This is a genomic window from Streptomyces sp. NPDC101227 (assembly GCF_044767545.1).
Taxonomy (GTDB): domain Bacteria; phylum Actinomycetota; class Actinomycetes; order Streptomycetales; family Streptomycetaceae; genus Streptomyces.
This window is the reverse complement of the sequence record NZ_JBIWOD010000009.1, coordinates 57257-74617: the sequence shown is the minus strand read 5'-3', so window position 1 is coordinate 74617 and position 17361 is coordinate 57257. Positions and strand designations below refer to the sequence as shown.

The following is a 17361-nucleotide window of genomic DNA, read 5'->3' as shown; positions in this document are numbered from 1 at the left end:
GCCGGCCCCTCCTGTCGTTCGTGGTGAGCCGCGTGTTTAGAGATACGGGCCCGAGCGGGCACCGCCGTGTCCGGGGTGGCCCTCGTCGCCTTCGACCGAGGCGCCGGGCGGCAGGGCGCGGCGCATGGACTCCAGCTGGGCGCGGGCCGCCATCTGCTGGGCGAACAGCGCGGTCTGAATGCCGTGGAAGAGGCCCTCCAGCCAGCCCACCAACTGGGCCTGGGCAATGCGGAGTTCCGCATCCGTCGGCACCGACTCGTCGGTGAACGGCAGGGAGAGCCGTTCAAGCTCCTCCACCAGCTCGGGCGCCAGCCCGTCCTCCAGCTCCTTGACCGAACTGGAGTGGATCTCCTTGAGGCGGACCCGGCTCGCCTCGTCGAGGGGAGCGGCCTTCACCTCTTCCAGCAGCTGCTTGATCATGCTGCCGATGCGCATGACCTTCGCAGGCTGTTCGACCATGTCCGTCACCGGAACCTCGCGGGGCTCATCGGCGTCTTCCGCGCCGCTACCAGCACCGGCGCTGCCGAGCGCCATGCCGTCCGGGCCGACAACCAGGACGTGCGGGTTCTCCTGCGACCGTTCGTTCATCGGCATATCCATGCCGACATTGTCTCGTACCCCGACGTTTGCCGGTGATCCGCCGTGCTCCTCTCGTTGCTTTGGGCTCGCCTGGCCGCCGAAGCGAGGGAGAAGGGTTCTGAAGGGGGTTCTGCGGATGTCTGGGCTGGTTGGTTTCACGTGAAACATTGGGATTAGGGGGTGGATTAGAGAGTGCTATCTGTTTCACGTGAAACGGTGGGTTTGTATTAGGTGCGTGGTTTCACGTGAAACATGTCGTGCGGCGGAGAGTCAGCGGCGGCGCAGCCGCAGCCCGAGGAAGGCCAGGCCCAGGCCGGTGAGTGCGAGGCCGGCGCCCATAGGGAGGACCCGTTCGACGGGAGCCGTGGGGCCGTCCATGGCATAGGGACTGGTGGAGGCGGCCGGGTCGGCGTCTGCGTCGTCCGGTGGGGTGCGGTCCCGCTTGGGCTTGGCGGGCGGCTGCAGCGGCTCGTACGGGCGGTGGTGGAGGCGGCCCGCGACGTCGGAGCGGGGGGAAGGCGACGGCCGGGAGGGTGCCGGCCGGTCCGGGGCCGGCCGGGAGGGAGCCGCCTGGGAGGGGGCCGCCCGGGAGGGTGCGGGCGCCGGATCGGCGGACCTTGGGTCAGGGGACGTCTCGTCAGGGGCCGCCGGACGGTCGGCGTCGTCCTCGTCGGGCGCGTCCTCGGGGGGATCGAGCTCGGCGCCCCCGGGGTCTGCCGGGTCCGCGAAGTCGTCATCGGGCGCCGTGGAGGAGTCGGAGTCCGGATCGAGCCCGTGGTGCCGGTCGTGCCAGGGGAGGTAGTCGGGTGGATCGTCTGGATAGCGCGGCATCTCGTCCGGGATCTCGGCGAGGAAGTCCCGCAGGCCGGGGAAGTCCGGGACGTCCATGTCGGTGTCCGGCCGTGGAAATCCCGGCGGGTATCCGAGCGATTCCGGGCGGCCGGGGTGTCCACGGCCCTCCCCCGCGAGGCTTCCGGCCAGCGACGGATCCTGGGCATGGCTGTCGGGGAGCGCATGCCGCCCTACGAGGTGCGGTGGGCGGTCGAATGGGGTGTTCCGCTGCTCCGCGGCCGTCGCGGTGGTCGCCAGCGGGACGGGCAGAGCGGCGGCGGCCACCAGCAGACCGGTGGTAATGCGCGAACGGAATCCTGGAGCCACAGCCGTGCCCCTCCCGTGCCGAGCCGTCGAGTGACCTGCCCAGCGTCACATGTCGCCACATTTGGGACATCCCGGCGGTGCCGATCGGGTGATGTGCCGTGGAGCGGGAGGGACCGCCCGCAGCGGGTCCCGGACGCGGCGGCGGGGCTCCGTGTTGTCGGCGTACGCGAAGCCCTGCCGGTCGCGGCGGCCGGTCAGACCGTCAGCACGACCTTGCCGACATGTGCGCTCGCGTCCACCACGCGGTGCGCCTCGGCGGCGTCCGCCATCGGGATCGTGCGGTCCACGATCGGCCGCACCTGGCCGTGGCCGATCAGCGGCCAGACATGCTCGCGGACCGCCGCGACAATGGCCGCCTTCTCGTTCAGCGGGCGGGCACGCAGGCCCGTGGCGGTGATCGCGGCGCGCTTGGCGAGCAGGGCGGCGAGATTCAGCTCCGCCTTCACCCCGCCCTGCATACCGATGATCGCCAGCCGGCCGCTGACCGCCAGTGCCTTGACGTTCTTCTGCAGGTACTTCGCGCCGATGATGTCGAGGATGACATCCGCGCCCTGGCCGTCGGTGGCCTTGCGGAGCTCCTGGACGAAGTCCTGCTCGCGGTAGTCGATGAGGATGTCCGCGCCCAGTTCCGCGCAGCGGGCCAGCTTCTCGGGGCCGCCCGCGGTGACCGCGACCCGCGCGCCGACCGCCTTGGCGAGCTGGATCGCCATCGTGCCGATACCGCTGGCGCCACCGTGGACCAGCAGCGTCTCGCCCGGCCGCAGGTGCGCGATCATGAAGACATTCGACCAGACGGTGCACGCCACCTCGGGCAGCGCGGCGGCCGTCACCAGGTCCAGGCCCACCGGCAGCGGCAGTACCTGCCCGGCCGGGACGGCCACCTTCTCGGCATACCCACCACCCGCCAGCAGCGCACACACCTCATCGCCGATGGTCCAGCCGTGGACCCCGGGTCCGACCGCGGCGATCCGGCCGGAGCACTCCAGACCGGGGTAGGGCGACGAGCCGGGTGGCGGGTCGTAGAAGCCCTGGCGCTGCAGCAGGTCCGCGCGGTTCACGGCGCTGGCCACGACCTCGATCAGGACCTCGCCCTCGGCGGGCTGGGGATCGGGCACGTCCGCCCAGACAAGTGCTTCCGGGCCACCGGGCTCCGGGATAGTGATCGCTCGCATGAGCGCGAGGCTACTCGCCGACCGGGCACGGGGCGATGGGGCGGGGTCCGCCGGCCACAGCCCGGTGACCGGCAAGCACGGCCCGGTGACCGGCGTCGGCGCCCGGCGGCGGGCCGTCAGATGCCCAAGGACGCACGGCTACTCGTCCGTCCGCTGCTCATTCGCCCGGCGCATCGGCGAAACGCCGGTGCCGGGCAGCGTCGGGGGCCGGGAGCGGTTCTGTCTCCCGAGCGCGTCCGGCTCCTCCGTCGGCGCCGCGCGGACGATGGTGATCAGCCGGTCGGCGGACTGCAACGGACTGGCATCCGGGTCGTCGTAACCGATCAGGCGGTGGCCGCGCAGCACGGAGACGACCAGGTCGTCGGTCTCCCGCACGGACTTACCGACCTCGGACTTCACCACCGGCCGCTCGATCAGGTCCAGCCCGCTGCCCTGCTGGATCAGATCCTCCATGACCGTGCCCGCACTGGGGCTGTGCACCGAGAGCCCCAGCAGCCGCCCGGCCGCGCTCGCCGAGGTGATGACCGCGTCGGCGCCGGACTGCCGCAGCAGCGGCGCGTTCTCCTCCTCCCGCACCGCCGCGACGATATTGGCCCGCTTGTTGAGCTGACGGGCGGTCAACGAGACCAGGACCGCGGTGTCATCGCGCTGGGTGGCGATCACGACCTGGTGCGCCCGCTGAATCTCCGCCCGTACGAGCACATCGCTGCGGGTCGCATCGCCCACCACCCCCGCGAAGCCCTCGGCCACCGCCGCCTCGATCACCTTGGCGCTCGGGTCGACGATGACGATGCGGTCGCGGGGCAGGCCCGTGGCGCGGAGCGTCTGCACGGCGCTGCGGCCCTTGGTCCCGTACCCGACGATGACGGTGTGGTCGCGCAAGGCGGATCTCCAGCGTTTCAGTTGCCACTGCTCACGGGTTCGCTCGGTCAGCACCTCCAGGGTCGTGCCGACCAGAATGATCAGAAACAGCACCCGCAGCGGCGTGATGAGCAGGATGTTCAGCAGCCGCGCGCTGTCCCCGTACGGGACGATGTCGCCGTAGCCCGTGGTCGAGAGCGTCACCGTCGCGTAGTAGACGCAGTCGAGGAAATCCACCGAGCCATTGGCGTTGTCGTGATACTCCGCTCGGTCGATCCACACGACGAAGACCGTCGCGACCAGCACCAGCAGCGCCATCAGCAAACGGCGGGCGACCTGCCGCAGCGGCGCCATGGGGCTGCGGCGCGGCAGTATCACCCGGTGCGAACGGTCCTCGGGAACGTCGCGCGCCGCGGCGTCGTAGGACGGGAGCTTCACTCCGCGCCTCCAGTGAGGCCCTGCCCGGCCGCGGGCGGCGACCAGTCGGCCGGCCAGGGGAGTTCGAGGAGGTCGACCTCGGTGCCGCGGTCCCCGCCGCCGGGCGGGATGACGGCCAGCGCATCGGCGGCGGCGATCCCGCGCAGCATGGCGGGCCCGTGGAAGTGCAGCGGTTCCGCCATCGGCCCGTACCGCTCGTCCTCGCGATAGCCGACCGGTACGAGCCGGGTGTCGCGCGGATGCCCGTGGACCGAGGACCACAGCGGAGTGCGGTACGCGGCCGGGGCGCGCCGGGCGGCCAGCGTGCGCAGCAGCGGCTCGGCGAGAGTGAGCAGCCCGGAGACGGCGGCGAGGGGGTTGCCGGGGAGCCCGACGAGGTGGCGGTGCGGGGTGATCCGGGCGAGCAGCATCGGGTGCCCGGGGCGTACCTCCACGCCGTCCACCAGCACTTCGGAGCCCAGGCGGCGCAGCGTGGGATGCACATGGTCGACCGGGCCCGCCGCCGTGCCGCCGGTGGTGATGACGACATCGGCCCGGGAGCCGGCGATCGCCTCGTACAGCGTGTCGGGATCATCGGCGAGATGGCGCGGCGCGGCCGCCTCGGCCCCCAGGGCGTGCAGCCAGGGGCCGAGCATCGGGCCGAGCGCATCGCGGATCCGTCCGTCGTGCGGCAGGCCGTGGCGCAGCAGCTCATCGCCCAGCACGAACACGTCGACCCGTGGGCGCGGGTGGGTGGTCAGCTCGTCGTAACCGGCGGCCGCGGCCAGGCCGAGCACCGCGGGGGTCACCAGGGCGCCGGCCGCCAGCAGGTCGTCGCCGCGGCGACACTCCTGGCCCCGCGGCCGGATGTCCTGGCCCGGCGGCGCGGGCCGCAGCGCATACAGCCGGGTCCGGCCGTCGCTCCGCTCGCGGACCTCGCCGTGCTCGCTGCGCAGCACGGCGGTGGCGCCGGCCGGGACCCGCGCCCCGGTGGCGATGGGGATCGCGTGGCCGTCGGGAAGCGGGGCGGCGGGGGCATGACCGGCGAGGATGCCGGCGGCCGCGGCGGGGACGTCGAGCTGCCAGGGGCCGGGGCCGGAGACCGCCCAGCCGTCCATGGCCGAGGTGTCGAAGGACGGCAGATCGGTCAGGGCCGCGAGCGGCGCGGCGAGGGTACGGCCGAGCGCCTCGCCCAGAGGGCCCTTCTCGGGCGGGAGCGGTCCGGGCGCGGCGCGGCGGGCGAGATCGCGGGCGGTTGGCCAGGGACAGGGGGCGAGCGGGGCGGGGTCGAGGGGTCCGGCGGGAGGGTCGAGGGGTGCGGGACGGGCAGCGGCGGGTGTGTCGCCTGTGCCGGCTGCGTTGTCCGGGTCGGCGCGCCGTGCGCTCTCGTTGCCCGGGGCGGCCCGTCGGGCGTCGTCCCGCCCGCTCGCGCGGTACGCATCGCCCCCGCCGTACGGCCGGTCCACCCCGTACGGGCCGAAGGGGCCGAACGGGCCGCTCGCGGGTTCGCGCCTGCCGTCCGCGGGATCGCGCCGGGCGCCCGTCGGCACGGCCTCGTTGGCCAGTGCGAGCGCGTCGTCCAGCGCGGCGTCGAACTCCCCCTCGGTCATTCCGCGGGCTTCGTTTCGCCACCCGTGGCGCCGGAGGCGTCGTCCGGCTGCGCGCCCTCGGCGCCTTCCGCGGCCCAGCGGTTGGCCAGCGCCGCTGCACGGTGGGCCAGTTCGGTCACATCGGCGCCCTGCCGGCCCGCGGCGTACCCGATCAGGAAGGTCGTCAGCGGCGCGGCCGGGCGGGCCACGCCGTGCGCCGCGTCCCGGGCGAGGTCGAGCAGGGTCGCGGTGTCGACATCGAGATCGATGTCGAGCTCGGCCTTGACTGCGGTGATCCATTCGTCCAACACGCTTCCATGCTCCCTGATGCGGGCGCGTGCGGCGCTGATGTCTTCCCAGGTGTCGCAGTCGAAGGATGCCGTGGAGGTGGCGTCCGGGACGCGTGCCAGCGTCAGCTCGGACAGCAGGGCGCGCAGCGGCAGCCCGGTCAGGGAGCCGTGTTCGGCGTGCAGCAGGGCCAGTTCGTGGCGCAGCGACTCGGCCCGGTAGGCGGCGACCAGCGGCTGGTCGCGCCCGTCGGCGTCGCGCAGCACGGCCCCGTCGCAAGGCGAGCCGCCGTTCGCCGTCCCGGCGGCGGCCGCGAGGAGGCTCCGTACGGTCGCGGCCGTCAGAAAGGGCAGATCGGCGGAGAGGACGAGGACCGTCGGGGCGGTGGTGTGCCGCAGACCGGCCTCGAGCCCGGCGAGCGGGCCGCCGCCGGGCGGGTCCTCCAGGGCGCGGACGACGGGGCGGCTCGCCGGACGCCGGGGGCCGACGACGACGGTGATCGCCGCGTCGGCGCAGGCGGCCAGGACCCGCTCCAGCAGGGCGCGGCCGCCGACGGGCAGGGCGGGTTTGTCCGCCCCGCCGAGCCGGCGGGCCGCGCCTCCGGCCAGCACGATGGCGTCGTAGTCGGTGTGGTCGCTCACCCCTCGAGTGTCGCTCACCCCTTGAGTGCGGGTCACCCGTTGAGTGCCGCGCACCCCGTGAATGTCGCTCACCCCTTGAGTATCGCCAGGGGTGCCGCGTTCACACAGGTGTCACGGCCAGGGACGGTGTCGTGGCCGTCCCTGGCCGCGACCGCGGACGGCGCGGCGCCGGCTCACAGGGCGCGCAGCAGCAGCGCCGGTTGCTCCACGCAGTCGGCGACGAACCGCAGGAAGCCGCCGGCCGTGGCGCCGTCGCACACCCGGTGATCGAAGGTGAACGACAGCTGGACGACCTGCCGGACGGCCAACTCGCCTTCGTGCACCCAGGGTTTGGCGGCTATCCGGCCGACGCCGAGCATCGCGGCCTCGGGGTGGTTGATGATCGGCGTGGAGCCGTCGACCCCGAAGACGCCGTAGTTGTTGAGCGTGAAGGTGCCGTGGGTCAGCTCGGCCGGGGACAGGCCACCGGACCGGGCGGTCTCGGTGAGCCGGGCCATCTCGGCGGACAGGTCCTCGACCGTACGGGTGTGGGCGTCGCGCACCACCGGGACGACCAGGCCCCGGTCGGTCTGCGCGGCGAAGCCCAGGTGGACGGCGGGCAGCCGGACGATCTCCCGGGTCGTGGTGTCGACGGTGGCGTTGAGCTCGGGGTAGCGCGCCAGTGCGGCCGTGCAGACCCGGGCCAGCAGCGCGAGCAGCGAGACCGTGGGGGCGCCGGGGACATTCATCGCCCGGCGGGCGGCGAGGAGTTCGGTGGCGTCGGCGTCCACCCAGCAGGTGGCGTCCGGGATCTCGCGGCGGCTGCGGCTGAACTTCTCGGCGGCCGCGCCGCGCATCCCCTTCAGCGGGATGCGTTCGGCCTGCGGTACGGCCCCGGTGGCGGACGAGGCCCCCACCACGCCCGCCACGGAGGCCGCCGCTCCGGCCTGCTCCCGCTCACGGATCGCCCGCTCAACGTCCGATCGCAGAATCAGCCCGTCTCGCCCGGACCCGCTCAATTCCCGTAGGTCCAGGCCGCTTTCCCGCGCCATCCGGCGCACCAGTGGCGAGATGACGGCCACCGTAAGGCTGTCGGGGGCGGCGGGGACGACGGGCGCCGGCACCGGCTCGGGCGGACCCGGTACGCCGTTGTCGGGACCCGTACCCCCCGGCCGGATCCTTGGCCGCCGCGCCGCGGCCGCGCTCGTCCCGTAGCCGACCAGCACATTCCCCGAGCCGGCCGGCTCCTCCGACGCCGCGGCTACGGTGCCGGGAGAACCGGCCGCCTCGGCCGCACCCGCCGGGCCCTCGCCCGCCAGGTCGTCCGGCACGGCGCCCACGGCCACCGTCACCAGTGGCGACCCCACCGGGACCTCGACGCCCTCCTCGCCGAAGCGGGCCGTGACCACGCCCCCGTACGGGCACGGCACCTCCACCATCGCCTTGGCGGTCTCCACCTCCACCACGGGCTGGTCGACGGCCACCACCTGGCCGACCTCGACCAGCCACTGCACGATCGTCGCCTCGGTGAGGCCTTCCCCCAGGTCGGGCAGGGTGAATTCGCGGACCACGGCCATCACTCACCACGTCCCTCGGTCCAGTCCGACTCCCATTGGAGGCGGGCGACGGTGTCCAGGATCCGGTCCACGCCCGGCAGATGGTGGCGTTCCAGCATCGGCGGCGGATACGGGATGTCGAAGCCGGCCACCCGCAGCACCGGCGCCTCCAGGTGGTGGAAGCAGCGCTCGGTGATCCGCGCGGCGATCTCGCCCCCGGGGCCGCCGAATCCGGCCGACTCATGGACGACCACCGCGCGCCCGGTACGCCGTACCGACGCACAGACCGCGTCGTCGTCGAAGGGCACCAGCGAGCGCAGATCGAGGACCTCCAGGTCCCAGCCCTCGGCGCGGGCGGCCTCGGCGGCCTCCAGGCAGACCGGCAGCGACGGGCCGTAGGTGATCAGCGTGGCGCTCTCGCCGCGGCGCCGGATCTCGGCGCGGCCTATGGGGGCGACCTGCGTGGGGGTGTCGGGCGACCAGTCGTCCTTGGACCAGTACAGCCGCTTGGGCTCCAGGAAGACGACCGGGTCGTCGGAGGCGATGGCGGCGCGCAGCAGCCCATAGGCGTCCGCGACCGTCGCCGGAGTGACGACCTGGAGGCCGGGGGTGGCCATGTAGTACGCCTCGGAGGAGTCGCTGTGGTGCTCGACGCCGCCGATTCCGCCGCCGTAGGGGATCCGGATGGTCAGTGGCATCGGCAGCGTGCCCCGCGTGCGATTGCGCATCCGGGCCACATGGCTGATGAGCTGCTCGAACGCGGGGTAGGCGAAGGCGTCGAACTGCATCTCCACGACCGGCCGCAGACCGTACATGGCCATGCCGACGGCCGTGCCGAGGATGCCCGCCTCGGCGAGCGGGGTGTCGCTGCAACGGTCCTCGCCGAACTCCTTGGCCAGGCCGTCGGTGACCCGGAACACGCCGCCGAGGGCGCCGACGTCCTCGCCCATGAGATGGACCGTCGGGTCCTCGGCCATGGCGTCGTGCAGCGCGCGGGTCAGCGCCTGCGCCATGGTGGCGGGCTTGCGGGTGGCCGCCGGAGCGGTGGTCGTCATGGCCTGGCCTCCTGGGCGGGGGTCTCCTCGGCGTCCAGCTCGGCGCGCAACTGGGCCGCCTGTTCGCGCAGTTGGCTGGTCTGCTCGGCGTAAACGTGGGTGAACAGGTCCATCGGGTCGAGCACCGGATCCTGGTTCATCCGCTCCCGCAGGTCGGCCGCCAGTTGCTCGGCGCCCTCCCGGGTGGCGCCGACGAACGCGTCGGTGAGCAGCTCGCGGGCGGTCAGTTCGTGCTCCAGAAGGGCTATCGGGTCATGCGCCCGCCAGGTCTCGACCTCGGTGTCGGTGCGGTAGCGGGTGGCGTCGTCGGCGTTGGTGTGCGCCTCGATGCGGTACGTGACGGCCTCGATCAGGGTGGGGCCGCCGCCCCTGCGGGCGCGCTGTACGGCCTCGCTGAGGACCTCGTGCAGGGCGGGAGCGTCATTGCCGTCCACCAGGCGGCCCGGCATGCCGTAACCGACGGCCTTGTGGGCCAGCGAGGGAGCGGCGGACTGCTTGGCGAGCGGTACGGAGATCGCGAAGCCGTTGTTCTGGACGAGGAAGACGACCGGCGCCTGCCAGACCGCCGCGAAATTCAGCGCCTCGTGGAAGTCGCCCTCGCTCGTGCCGCCGTCGCCCACCATGGCCAGCGCCACCACGTCGTCGCCCTTGAGGCGGGCGGCGTGCGCCAGGCCCACGGCATGCGGGAGCTGGGTGGCCAGCGGGGTGCACAGGGGGGCGATGCGGTGCTCGTGCGGGTCGTAGCCCGTGTGCCAGTCGCCGCGCAGCAGGGTCAGCGCCTGTACGGGGTCGAGGCCGCGGGCCACGGCGGTGAGGGTGTCGCGGTAGCTGGGGAAGAGCCAGTCGCGGTCCTCCAGGGCCAGCGCGGCGGCAACCTGGCAGGCCTCCTGCCCGGTGGAGGACGGATAGACGGCCAGCCTCCCCTGCCGGGTCAGTGCCGTGGCCTGGGCGTTGTAGCGGCGGCCGCGCACCAGCTGGACGTAGAGCCGCTCGAGCAGGCCGGCGTCGAGCTCCTGGGCGGCGGCCGTCCCCAGGAGACGGTACGGCTCGGCGTCGGGCAGGAGGGGCGTGGGGTCGACTCGCGGCCGCCAGTCGGGCGGCGGGGCGGGCAGAGAGCTCTTGTTCCTGCTGCTGCCGGGCTGCTCAAGAACCGTCATGACGAGCACCTCCTCGGATCGAAGGGCGGCGCGAGGCGCCTGATGGGGTGGTGGCGGGCGACTCATGGGCAGGATGCATCCGGTCGGGGCGGGACAGCCCCTCCCTACCGATTGTTCGGTCGCCAATGCATTTTGGCTACAGGCGGACTCAGCCTGTGGACAAACGGTTCTCCACAGCTTGAGATGAATGCAGGACGTCCACAACGGGGAGGCGGGACCATATGCGGGACGAACAGATGGCCAATCCTGGCGGCCGGCCGTCGCCGGATGCCGCCCCGCCCGTACCGCCCGCGCGCCCGCTGGACACGGTCGACCGCGCGATCCTGCGCATGCTGCAGACCGACGGCCGCGCCTCGATACGCTCCGTCGCCGAGCAGGTCCATGTCTCGCGGGCCAACGCCTACGCCCGCATCAACCGGCTCATCGACGACGGCGTCATACGCGGCTTCAGCGCCCTCATAGACCAGGAACGCGCAGGCCAGGGCGCCTCCGCATACATCACACTGAAGATCGTGCAGAACTCCTGGCGGACCGTGCGCAAACAGCTCACGGCGCTTCCCGGGGCGTCTCACATCGCGCTGGTCAGCGGCGATTTCGACGTACTGCTACTGGTCCACACCAAGGACAACCGGGAGCTGCGGGAGCTGGTCCTCACTCGCATCCAGTCGATCCCGGAGGTGCTCAGCACCCGCACCCTGCTGGTCTTCGAGGAGACCGAACTGGGGCCGGAGGAGGAGTAGCGCGCGGGCCGTCCCACGGGCACCGACCGGCCCGTACGCCCCGGCCGCCCCTCAGTTCTTGCGCAGCCCCGCGAACGCCGTCCGCACCACGCCCTCGGCCACCTCGTCCCGGCTCGCCGAGCCGCCGCGGCCGGGCCGGTACCACTCCACGATCGAGTTGATCATGCCGAAGAGCAGGCGGGTGGCCAGCCGGATGTCGACGTCGTCCCGCAGATCTCCGTCGGCGGCCGCCTGCTTGAGCAGGTCGGCGACCTCGTGGTCGAACTCGCGGCGGCGCTCCATGGCCCACCGCTCGGTGTCGGTGTTCCCGCGCACCCGCAACAGCAGCGTCACATAGGGCAGTTCATCCATCAGCACCTCGGCCTCACGCCGGGTGACGTACTCCAGCCGCTCGATCGCCCGCCCCTCGACGGCGCCCGGCTCCTCCAGGACGCCGAACAGCCCGTCCAGGGCGCGGCTTATCGCCCGGTGGAGCAGCTCTTCCTTGCTGCGCACATGGTGATAGATCGAGGACTTGGAGATACCGGCCGCCTTGGAGAGGTGCTCCATGGAGGTGCCGTCATATCCGCGCTCGTTGAACACCCCGACGGCGACCGCGAGCAGCGAATCGGGCGTGTACGTGTCGCGCTTGGCCATGGTCATGATTAGAGCACCTGTCCCGCCAGGTCCGCACGGCGCCTGAGGGCCCAGGACGGTGCGTAACGGCCACCGGCATTGTGGTGGTACATCGCATCCAGCAGATCCCACACCCATCTGGCGCCGAGTCGCTCGGCCCATTCCATGGGGCCACCGGGGTAATTCACGCCCAGTCGCATCGCGGTGTCGATGTCGTCCGGCGTCGCCACCTTGCGGGCCGCCGCATCCACGGCGAAGTCCACGATCATCGCGATCGTACGGGCGACGATCATGCCCGGCACGTCCTCGATGACGCTCACCTCTTTGCCGAGCGCCTGGAAGAGCCCCACCGCCTCCGCGAGGTCCGTCTCGGAGGTGCCCTGGGGAGCGGCCAGCGCGATCCGCGTCGCGGCCCGGTAGTCCATCGAGAGGTCGAACCGGATGCAGCGGCCGTGCGCCGCGCTCATCGCCGGACGGCCGTCGGTCAGCGCGAGGCGCGCCCCGCCGGGCAGCCGGAGGAAGCCCTCGGACTCCCCCGCCGCCCGGTCCTGGGTGACCTTGATGCCGGCCTCCTCGATCAGCTCGGGCAGCACGGCGGCGGGGCCGGCCGGCTGCCCGTGCAGGCCGACGGCCTCCGGGGCGGGACACGGCGCGGCCGTCTGCGGGGCGGGGCGCTGCGCCCCCTCGGCGTAGTCGAACCAGCCACGCCCGGACTTCCGGCCGTGCAGCCCGGCCTCCACCAGGCGCCGCTGCGCCAGAGAGGGCGCGAACTTCGGGTCCTGGAAGAACGACGTCCACACCGAGTGGGTGACCGCCTCGTTCACGTCCTGCCCGATGAGGTCGGTCAGCTCGAACGGGCCCATCCTGAAGCCGCTGCCGTCGCGCAGTACGGCGTCGATGGTGGCGGGATCGGCGACCCGCTCCTCGTAGACGCGCAGGGCCTCGGCGTAGAAGGGGCGGGCGATGCGGTTGACGATGAATCCGGGGGTGTCCGCACAGCGCACCGGGGTCTTGCCCCAGGCGGCCGCGGTGTCGTACGCAGTGGTGGCGGCCGTCTCGTCGGTGGCGAAGCCGCTGATGACCTCGACCAGAGGGAGTAGCGGCGCGGGGTTGAAGAAGTGCAGGCCCACGACGCGGCCGGGGTGGCGCAGCGGGCCCGCGACGGCGGTGACGGAGAGGGACGAGGTGTTCGTGGCCAGCAGGCAGTCGGCCGCCACGATGTCCTCAAGCGCGGTGAACAGCTCTTGTTTCGCGGGGAGTTGTTCCAGGATCGCCTCGACGACCAGCGCGGCGTCGGCCAGCTCGGCGAGGGAGGCGGCGGGGGAGAGGCGGTCGCGAGCGGCGTTCCGTTCCTCCGATGCGATCCGGCCTTTTTCCGCGAGCCGGTCCAGCCGCCGGCCGATGGCCTCGGCCGCCTGCCGGGCGCGCTCCGGGGCCGCGTCGTAGAGCCGTACGCGGTGCCCGGCGACGAGCGCCACCTGCGCGATTCCCTGCCCCATGGTGCCGGTGCCCACCACTGCCACCGTGCTGCCGGTCCCGATTGCCGTCATGGCGATTGATCCTCCCCGACCCGAGTTGTCCACAGACATACGGGACCCTCTTGCCCCGACCGATCGTTCGGTTACTCTAACTCCGTTGGGACATCCGCTCCCAGCCCTCGGCTTCGGTCTCCGGCCTTGGTCCCGATCCCAGTCTCTGGTTCCGATCTCCGTCTCTGGTTCCGATCTCACCGCCTCATCCGCTTTCCGCCCGGCTCGACGAGGAGTTGGTCATCGATGGCCACCGAAGTGACCGCAGCGCAACCGGCCCCGGCGCAACTGACCGCAGAGCAGTTGCTCGACAGGCACCGCCCCACCCTCGACAAGGCGCTCGAGGCGATCCGTACCCGCGCGTACTGGTCCCCGCACCCCGAGCACCCCAAGGCGTACGGCGAGAGCGGCGCCCCGGACGGCCTGGCCGCGTTCGAGGCGCTGCGCGGCAAACGCTTCGCGCTGGACCAGCCCGGCACGGACGACTGGACGGGCGAGGAGGTCTCCCCGTACGGCCCGGAGCTGGGCATCAGCTATCCGCACCCGGACGTGGACGTCCTGCTGCCCGCCATGCGCGCCGCGATCCCCGCCTGGCGGGACGCCGGTCCCGAGGTGCGGGCGGCGGTGTGCCTGGAGATCCTCGCGCGGATCAGCGCGCGCACCCATGAGTTCGCGCAGGCCGTGATGCACACCAGCGGCCAGGCCTTCATGATGGCGTTCCAGGCCGGTGGGCCCCATGCCCAGGACCGCGGCCTGGAGGCGGTGGCGTACGCCTACGCCGAGCAGGTCCGCACCCCCGGACAGGCGCCCTGGTCCAAGCCTCAGGGCAAGCGCGAGCCGCTGGAGCTGACCAAGTCGTTCACGGCCGTGCCGCGTGGCGTCGCCCTGATGATCGGCTGCAACACCTTCCCCACCTGGAACGGCTATCCGGGCCTGTTCGCCTCGCTGGCCACCGGCAACCCGGTGCTGGTCAAGCCGCATCCGCGGGCCGTACTGCCGCTGGCGCTGACCGTCCGGGTCGCGCGCGAAGTGCTCACCGAGGCCGGCTTCCCCGCCGACCTGGTGTGCCTGGCCGTCGACAAGCCGGGCGAGGGCCTGGCCAAGACGCTGGCGGTGCGCCCCGAGGTCCGCATCATCGACTACACGGGCTCGACCGCCTTCGGCGACTGGCTGGAGACGCACGCCCGCCAGGCGCAGGTCTTCACGGAGAAGGCCGGCGTCAACACCGTCGTCATCGACTCCACCGACGACTACAAGGGCATGCTCGCCAACCTGGCGTTCTCCCTGTCGCTCTACAGCGGCCAGATGTGCACCACCCCGCAGAATCTGCTGATCCCGCGCGACGGGATCACCACGGACGCCGGGCCGAAGTCGTACGACGAGGTGGTCGGCGATCTCGCGGGCGCGGTGAGCGGGCTGCTGGGAGATGACGCGCGGGCCAATGCCCTGCTGGGCGCGATCGTCAATCCGCAGGTCAAGGAGCGGATCGACGCCGCGTCCGGGCTGGGCGAGGTGGCGCTGGCCTCCCGCGAGGTGGCCAACCCCGACTTCCCGGGGGCCACGGTCCGTACGCCGGTGATCGTCAAGCTGGACGGCGCCAAGCCGGACGCCGAGGCGGCCTATCTGTCGGAGTGCTTCGGCCCCGTGTCCTTCGCGGTCGCCGTCGACTCGGCGGCCGCCGCGGTGGAGCTGCTGCGGCGCACCGTACGGGACAAGGGCGCCATGACGGTCGGCGCGTACACCACCGACGCCGAGGTGGAGCGCCTGGTGCAGGACGCCTGCCTGGAGGAGTGCGCCCAGCTGTCGCTCAACCTCACCGGTGGCGTGTATGTGAACCAGACGGCGGCGTTCTCCGACTTCCACGGCTCCGGCGGCAACCCTGCGGCCAATGCGGCGTTGTGCGACGGCGCTTTCGTGGCGAACCGCTTCCGGACGGTGGAGGTGCGCCGGCCGGCGTAGGACCGTCGGGAGGCTCTAGGACCGTCGGGCGGCGGTAAGGCCATCAGGAGGCCGCAGGGCCGTCAGGGGGCGTCGATACGGGCGTGGCGGCCGATCCAGGAGTGCATCGCGATGGCGGCCGCGGCGCCCGCGTTGATCGACCGGGTCGAGCCGAACTGCGCGATGGAGCAGACCAGGGAGGCGTGCCGGCGCGCCTCTTCGGTCAGCCCCGGCCCCTCCTGGCCGAAGAGCAGCACGCAGCGGCGCGGCAGCTCGGTCGTCTCCAGCGGAACGGCGCCGGGGAGATTGTCGATCCCGATGATCGGCAGCTCCTCGGCGGCCGCCCAGGCGGTGAGGTCGGCGGTGTCCGGGTGGTGGCGGACGTGCTGGTAGCGGTCGGTGACCATGGCGCCGCGGCGGTTCCAGCGGCGCTGCCCGACGATGTGGATCTCCTTGGCCAGGAACGCATTCGCGGTCCGCACGACCGAACCGATGTTGAAGTCGTGGCCCCAGTTCTCGACGGCCACATGGAAGTCGTGACGACGGGTGTCGAGGTCGGCGACGATCGCCTCACGCGTCCAGTAGCGGTACTCGTCGACAACGTTGCGGCGGTCGCCGTGCGCGAGCAGCTCGGGGTCGTAGCGGCTGTCCTGCGGCCAGGGCTCCGGGTGCGGGCCGACGCCGATCTTGGGCCCGAAGCCCTCGTCGTACTGGAGGGGCTCCGCGCCCGGGGCGGTGATCTCGCCGCCCGGGGCGGTTTTCTCGCTACTCACCCCACGAGGGTATGGCCATCGCCGTCGCTGTGGGTACGGGCCTCCGGCTCGCCGTCCTCGGGCACGGGTGCGCCGTCCCGGCCGAACAGACGCTTGCGCAGATCCGAGATCCGGGCGGAAAGCCAGGTCAGGAAGTTCGTCGGCAGGAAGACCGCATCCGCCGCGATCATCGCGAGGGAGAAGAACGGCAGCCCCAGCAGGACCGCGATGGACAGGTGCTCGCAGATCATCGCGACCAGCAGCACGTTCTTCAGACGGCGGTTGAAGAGGGTGAAGGGGAAGGCCACCTGGACGATGACCGTGCCGTAGGTGAGCAGCATGACCATCAGGCCGCTGCTGCCGAGCACCTGCGACAGATCCGGCCAGGGGGAGAAGTAGTCCAGGTGCATCGGGTAGAAGACCGCGGTGCCGTCCTGCCAGCGCGAACCCTGGATCTTGTACCAGCCGGCGGTGGCGTAGATCAGGCACACCTCGACCATGATCACCAGCAGTGCGCCGTTGTGCGCGAGCTTGGCGAGCATGTCCAGGACAGTGCGCGGCTCCCCCGGCGCGTACCGCCGCACCGCCCACCACAGGCCGTGCGCCGCCCACAGGCCCCACAGCGCCAGGCTCCAGCCGATGTGCGGGAAGGGCCCGTCGCCGAACCACGTGAGGCTGTACTTGCCGAGCAGCTGGCCCACGGCCAGGGCGAGGCCGAGAACGGTCCACAGCAGGATGCCGGGCAGGTCACGGCCGGGCTCTTCCGACGGCGTCGCCGCTGCCCGCTTGGCGCGGCGCGCGTCCAGGGACCACACCTGGCCGCAGCGGGTGAGCACGAGATACATCGACATCAGGTGGATGACGTTGTCGCCGCCGTCCCCCAGGAAGATGCTGCGGTTCTGCAGCGAGAGCACGCCGATCATGAAGAGCACCGACATGGTGCGGGTGCGCCAGCCCAGCATCAGCAGGGCACTGGCCACTATGCCCAGCAGGTAGACGCACTCGAACCAGCCGCTGCTGTCCGACCAGGGCAGCAGCGAAAAGGCGTGGTTGCCGTTGAGCAGCCGGCGGGCCATGTCCAGGCTGAAGGGGCTGTCGGGACCGTAGAGGGCATGGCGGTTGGGCCACTCCCGCAGCAGGAACAACAGCCACGTCGCGGAGAACCCGATGCGGATGACGGCGGTCTGGTACGGGGCCATCGCCCGGCCGGTGACCTGCGCGAAGCCGCGGCCGATGGCACGCTCTATGCGGGTCTCTTCCAGGGGCGGCTCGGGGGCGGGGGACTGCTGGGGCGCGGGAGGCGCCTGAGGCTCGGTGGCCGGCGGCTGCGGCATC

General features: G+C 72.3%; 15 protein-coding genes. 2 read left to right on the top strand and 13 right to left on the bottom strand.

Annotated elements, in window-relative coordinates; all coding sequences use genetic code 11:
• Positions 1–36 precede the first annotated feature (36 nt).
• The 9 genes from ACIRPT_RS22075 to pdhA all read right to left on the bottom strand — a co-directional run bounded on the left by ACIRPT_RS22075 (position 37) and on the right by pdhA (position 10452).
• Positions 37–600 carry a bacterial proteasome activator family protein gene (locus tag ACIRPT_RS22075; protein WP_403499964.1) on the bottom strand — a complete coding sequence of 188 codons (564 nt, stop codon included), beginning with the start codon at positions 598–600 and terminating at the stop codon, positions 37–39.
• Between the two features lie 249 nt (positions 601–849).
• Positions 850–1737, bottom strand: coding sequence for a hypothetical protein (locus ACIRPT_RS22070; RefSeq protein ID WP_403829548.1), 888 nt, complete (start codon positions 1735–1737; stop codon positions 850–852).
• A gap of 194 nt (positions 1738–1931) precedes the next feature.
• A complete protein-coding gene (locus ACIRPT_RS22065) occupies positions 1932–2909 on the bottom strand; it encodes an NAD(P)H-quinone oxidoreductase (RefSeq protein WP_403829546.1) in 978 nt (325 codons plus the stop codon).
• A gap of 138 nt (positions 2910–3047) precedes the next feature.
• Positions 3048–4208 (bottom strand): potassium channel family protein, encoded by a 1161-nt coding sequence (locus tag ACIRPT_RS22060; protein ID WP_403829544.1) that lies wholly within the window; start codon positions 4206–4208, stop codon positions 3048–3050.
• Entirely contained in the window at positions 4205–5797 is a 1593-nt protein-coding gene (locus tag ACIRPT_RS22055) for a molybdopterin-binding protein (protein WP_403829541.1), read from the bottom strand. Before ACIRPT_RS22055 ends, ACIRPT_RS22060 begins: the two co-directional genes overlap by 4 nt.
• Entirely contained in the window at positions 5794–6705 is a 912-nt protein-coding gene (locus ACIRPT_RS22050) for an NTP transferase domain-containing protein (RefSeq protein WP_403829539.1), read from the bottom strand. Before ACIRPT_RS22050 ends, ACIRPT_RS22055 begins: the two co-directional genes overlap by 4 nt.
• A gap of 173 nt (positions 6706–6878) precedes the next feature.
• Entirely contained in the window at positions 6879–8261 is a 1383-nt protein-coding gene (locus tag ACIRPT_RS22045) for a dihydrolipoamide acetyltransferase family protein (RefSeq protein ID WP_403829537.1), read from the bottom strand.
• Complete coding sequence (locus ACIRPT_RS22040) at positions 8261–9295, bottom strand: alpha-ketoacid dehydrogenase subunit beta (RefSeq protein ID WP_403829535.1); 1035 nt, start codon at positions 9293–9295, stop codon at positions 8261–8263. Before ACIRPT_RS22040 ends, ACIRPT_RS22045 begins: the two co-directional genes overlap by 1 nt.
• On the bottom strand, positions 9292–10452 hold the full coding sequence (pdhA, locus tag ACIRPT_RS22035; RefSeq protein WP_403829532.1) for a pyruvate dehydrogenase (acetyl-transferring) E1 component subunit alpha: 1161 nt from the start codon (positions 10450–10452) through the stop codon (positions 9292–9294). Before pdhA ends, ACIRPT_RS22040 begins: the two co-directional genes overlap by 4 nt.
• Positions 10453–10673: 221 nt before the next feature.
• Between pdhA and ACIRPT_RS22030 the strand changes: the two genes are divergently transcribed.
• Positions 10674–11192: an Lrp/AsnC family transcriptional regulator gene (locus ACIRPT_RS22030; RefSeq protein ID WP_403499944.1), complete on the top strand. Its 519-nt coding sequence runs from the start codon at positions 10674–10676 to the stop codon at positions 11190–11192.
• Positions 11193–11243: 51 nt separating this feature from the next.
• Here ACIRPT_RS22030 and ACIRPT_RS22025 read toward each other — a convergent pair whose 3' ends face one another.
• Positions 11244–11834: a TetR/AcrR family transcriptional regulator gene (locus tag ACIRPT_RS22025; RefSeq protein ID WP_403499941.1), complete on the bottom strand. Its 591-nt coding sequence runs from the start codon at positions 11832–11834 to the stop codon at positions 11244–11246.
• A 2-nt stretch (positions 11835–11836) separates the two neighbouring features.
• Positions 11837–13357 (bottom strand): 3-hydroxyacyl-CoA dehydrogenase, encoded by a 1521-nt coding sequence (locus ACIRPT_RS22020; protein WP_403829528.1) that lies wholly within the window; start codon positions 13355–13357, stop codon positions 11837–11839.
• A gap of 225 nt (positions 13358–13582) precedes the next feature.
• On the opposite strand from ACIRPT_RS22020, the gene paaN reads away from it, so the two are divergent.
• Complete coding sequence (paaN, locus tag ACIRPT_RS22015; protein ID WP_403829526.1) at positions 13583–15295, top strand: phenylacetic acid degradation protein PaaN; 1713 nt, start codon at positions 13583–13585, stop codon at positions 15293–15295.
• A gap of 62 nt (positions 15296–15357) precedes the next feature.
• Here the strand turns inward: paaN and ACIRPT_RS22010 are convergent, their stop codons facing one another.
• Together ACIRPT_RS22010 and ACIRPT_RS22005 are read right to left on the bottom strand one after the other, a co-directional pair.
• Complete coding sequence (locus ACIRPT_RS22010; RefSeq protein WP_403829523.1) at positions 15358–16047, bottom strand: TrmH family RNA methyltransferase; 690 nt, start codon at positions 16045–16047, stop codon at positions 15358–15360.
• Complete coding sequence (locus tag ACIRPT_RS22005) at positions 16044–17360, bottom strand: HTTM domain-containing protein (protein ID WP_403830003.1); 1317 nt, start codon at positions 17358–17360, stop codon at positions 16044–16046. Before ACIRPT_RS22005 ends, ACIRPT_RS22010 begins: the two co-directional genes overlap by 4 nt.
• Position 17361: the final 1 nt, after the last annotated feature.

Coding starts and splice junctions, on each gene's coding strand:
- ACIRPT_RS22055 (WP_403829541.1), bottom strand. CDS start 5,797: ATGACCGAGGGGGAGTTCGACGCCGCGCTGGACGACGCGCTCGCACTG.
- ACIRPT_RS22005 (WP_403830003.1), bottom strand. CDS start 17,360: ATGCCGCAGCCGCCGGCCACCGAGCCTCAGGCGCCTCCCGCGCCCCAG.
- ACIRPT_RS22075 (WP_403499964.1), bottom strand. CDS start 600: ATGGATATGCCGATGAACGAACGGTCGCAGGAGAACCCGCACGTCCTG.
- paaN (WP_403829526.1), top strand. CDS start 13,583: ATGGCCACCGAAGTGACCGCAGCGCAACCGGCCCCGGCGCAACTGACC.
- ACIRPT_RS22025 (WP_403499941.1), bottom strand. CDS start 11,834: ATGACCATGGCCAAGCGCGACACGTACACGCCCGATTCGCTGCTCGCG.
- ACIRPT_RS22040 (WP_403829535.1), bottom strand. CDS start 9,295: ATGACGACCACCGCTCCGGCGGCCACCCGCAAGCCCGCCACCATGGCG.
- ACIRPT_RS22030 (WP_403499944.1), top strand. CDS start 10,674: ATGCGGGACGAACAGATGGCCAATCCTGGCGGCCGGCCGTCGCCGGAT.
- pdhA (WP_403829532.1), bottom strand. CDS start 10,452: ATGACGGTTCTTGAGCAGCCCGGCAGCAGCAGGAACAAGAGCTCTCTG.
- ACIRPT_RS22045 (WP_403829537.1), bottom strand. CDS start 8,261: ATGGCCGTGGTCCGCGAATTCACCCTGCCCGACCTGGGGGAAGGCCTC.
- ACIRPT_RS22020 (WP_403829528.1), bottom strand. CDS start 13,357: ATGACGGCAATCGGGACCGGCAGCACGGTGGCAGTGGTGGGCACCGGC.
- ACIRPT_RS22065 (WP_403829546.1), bottom strand. CDS start 2,909: ATGCGAGCGATCACTATCCCGGAGCCCGGTGGCCCGGAAGCACTTGTC.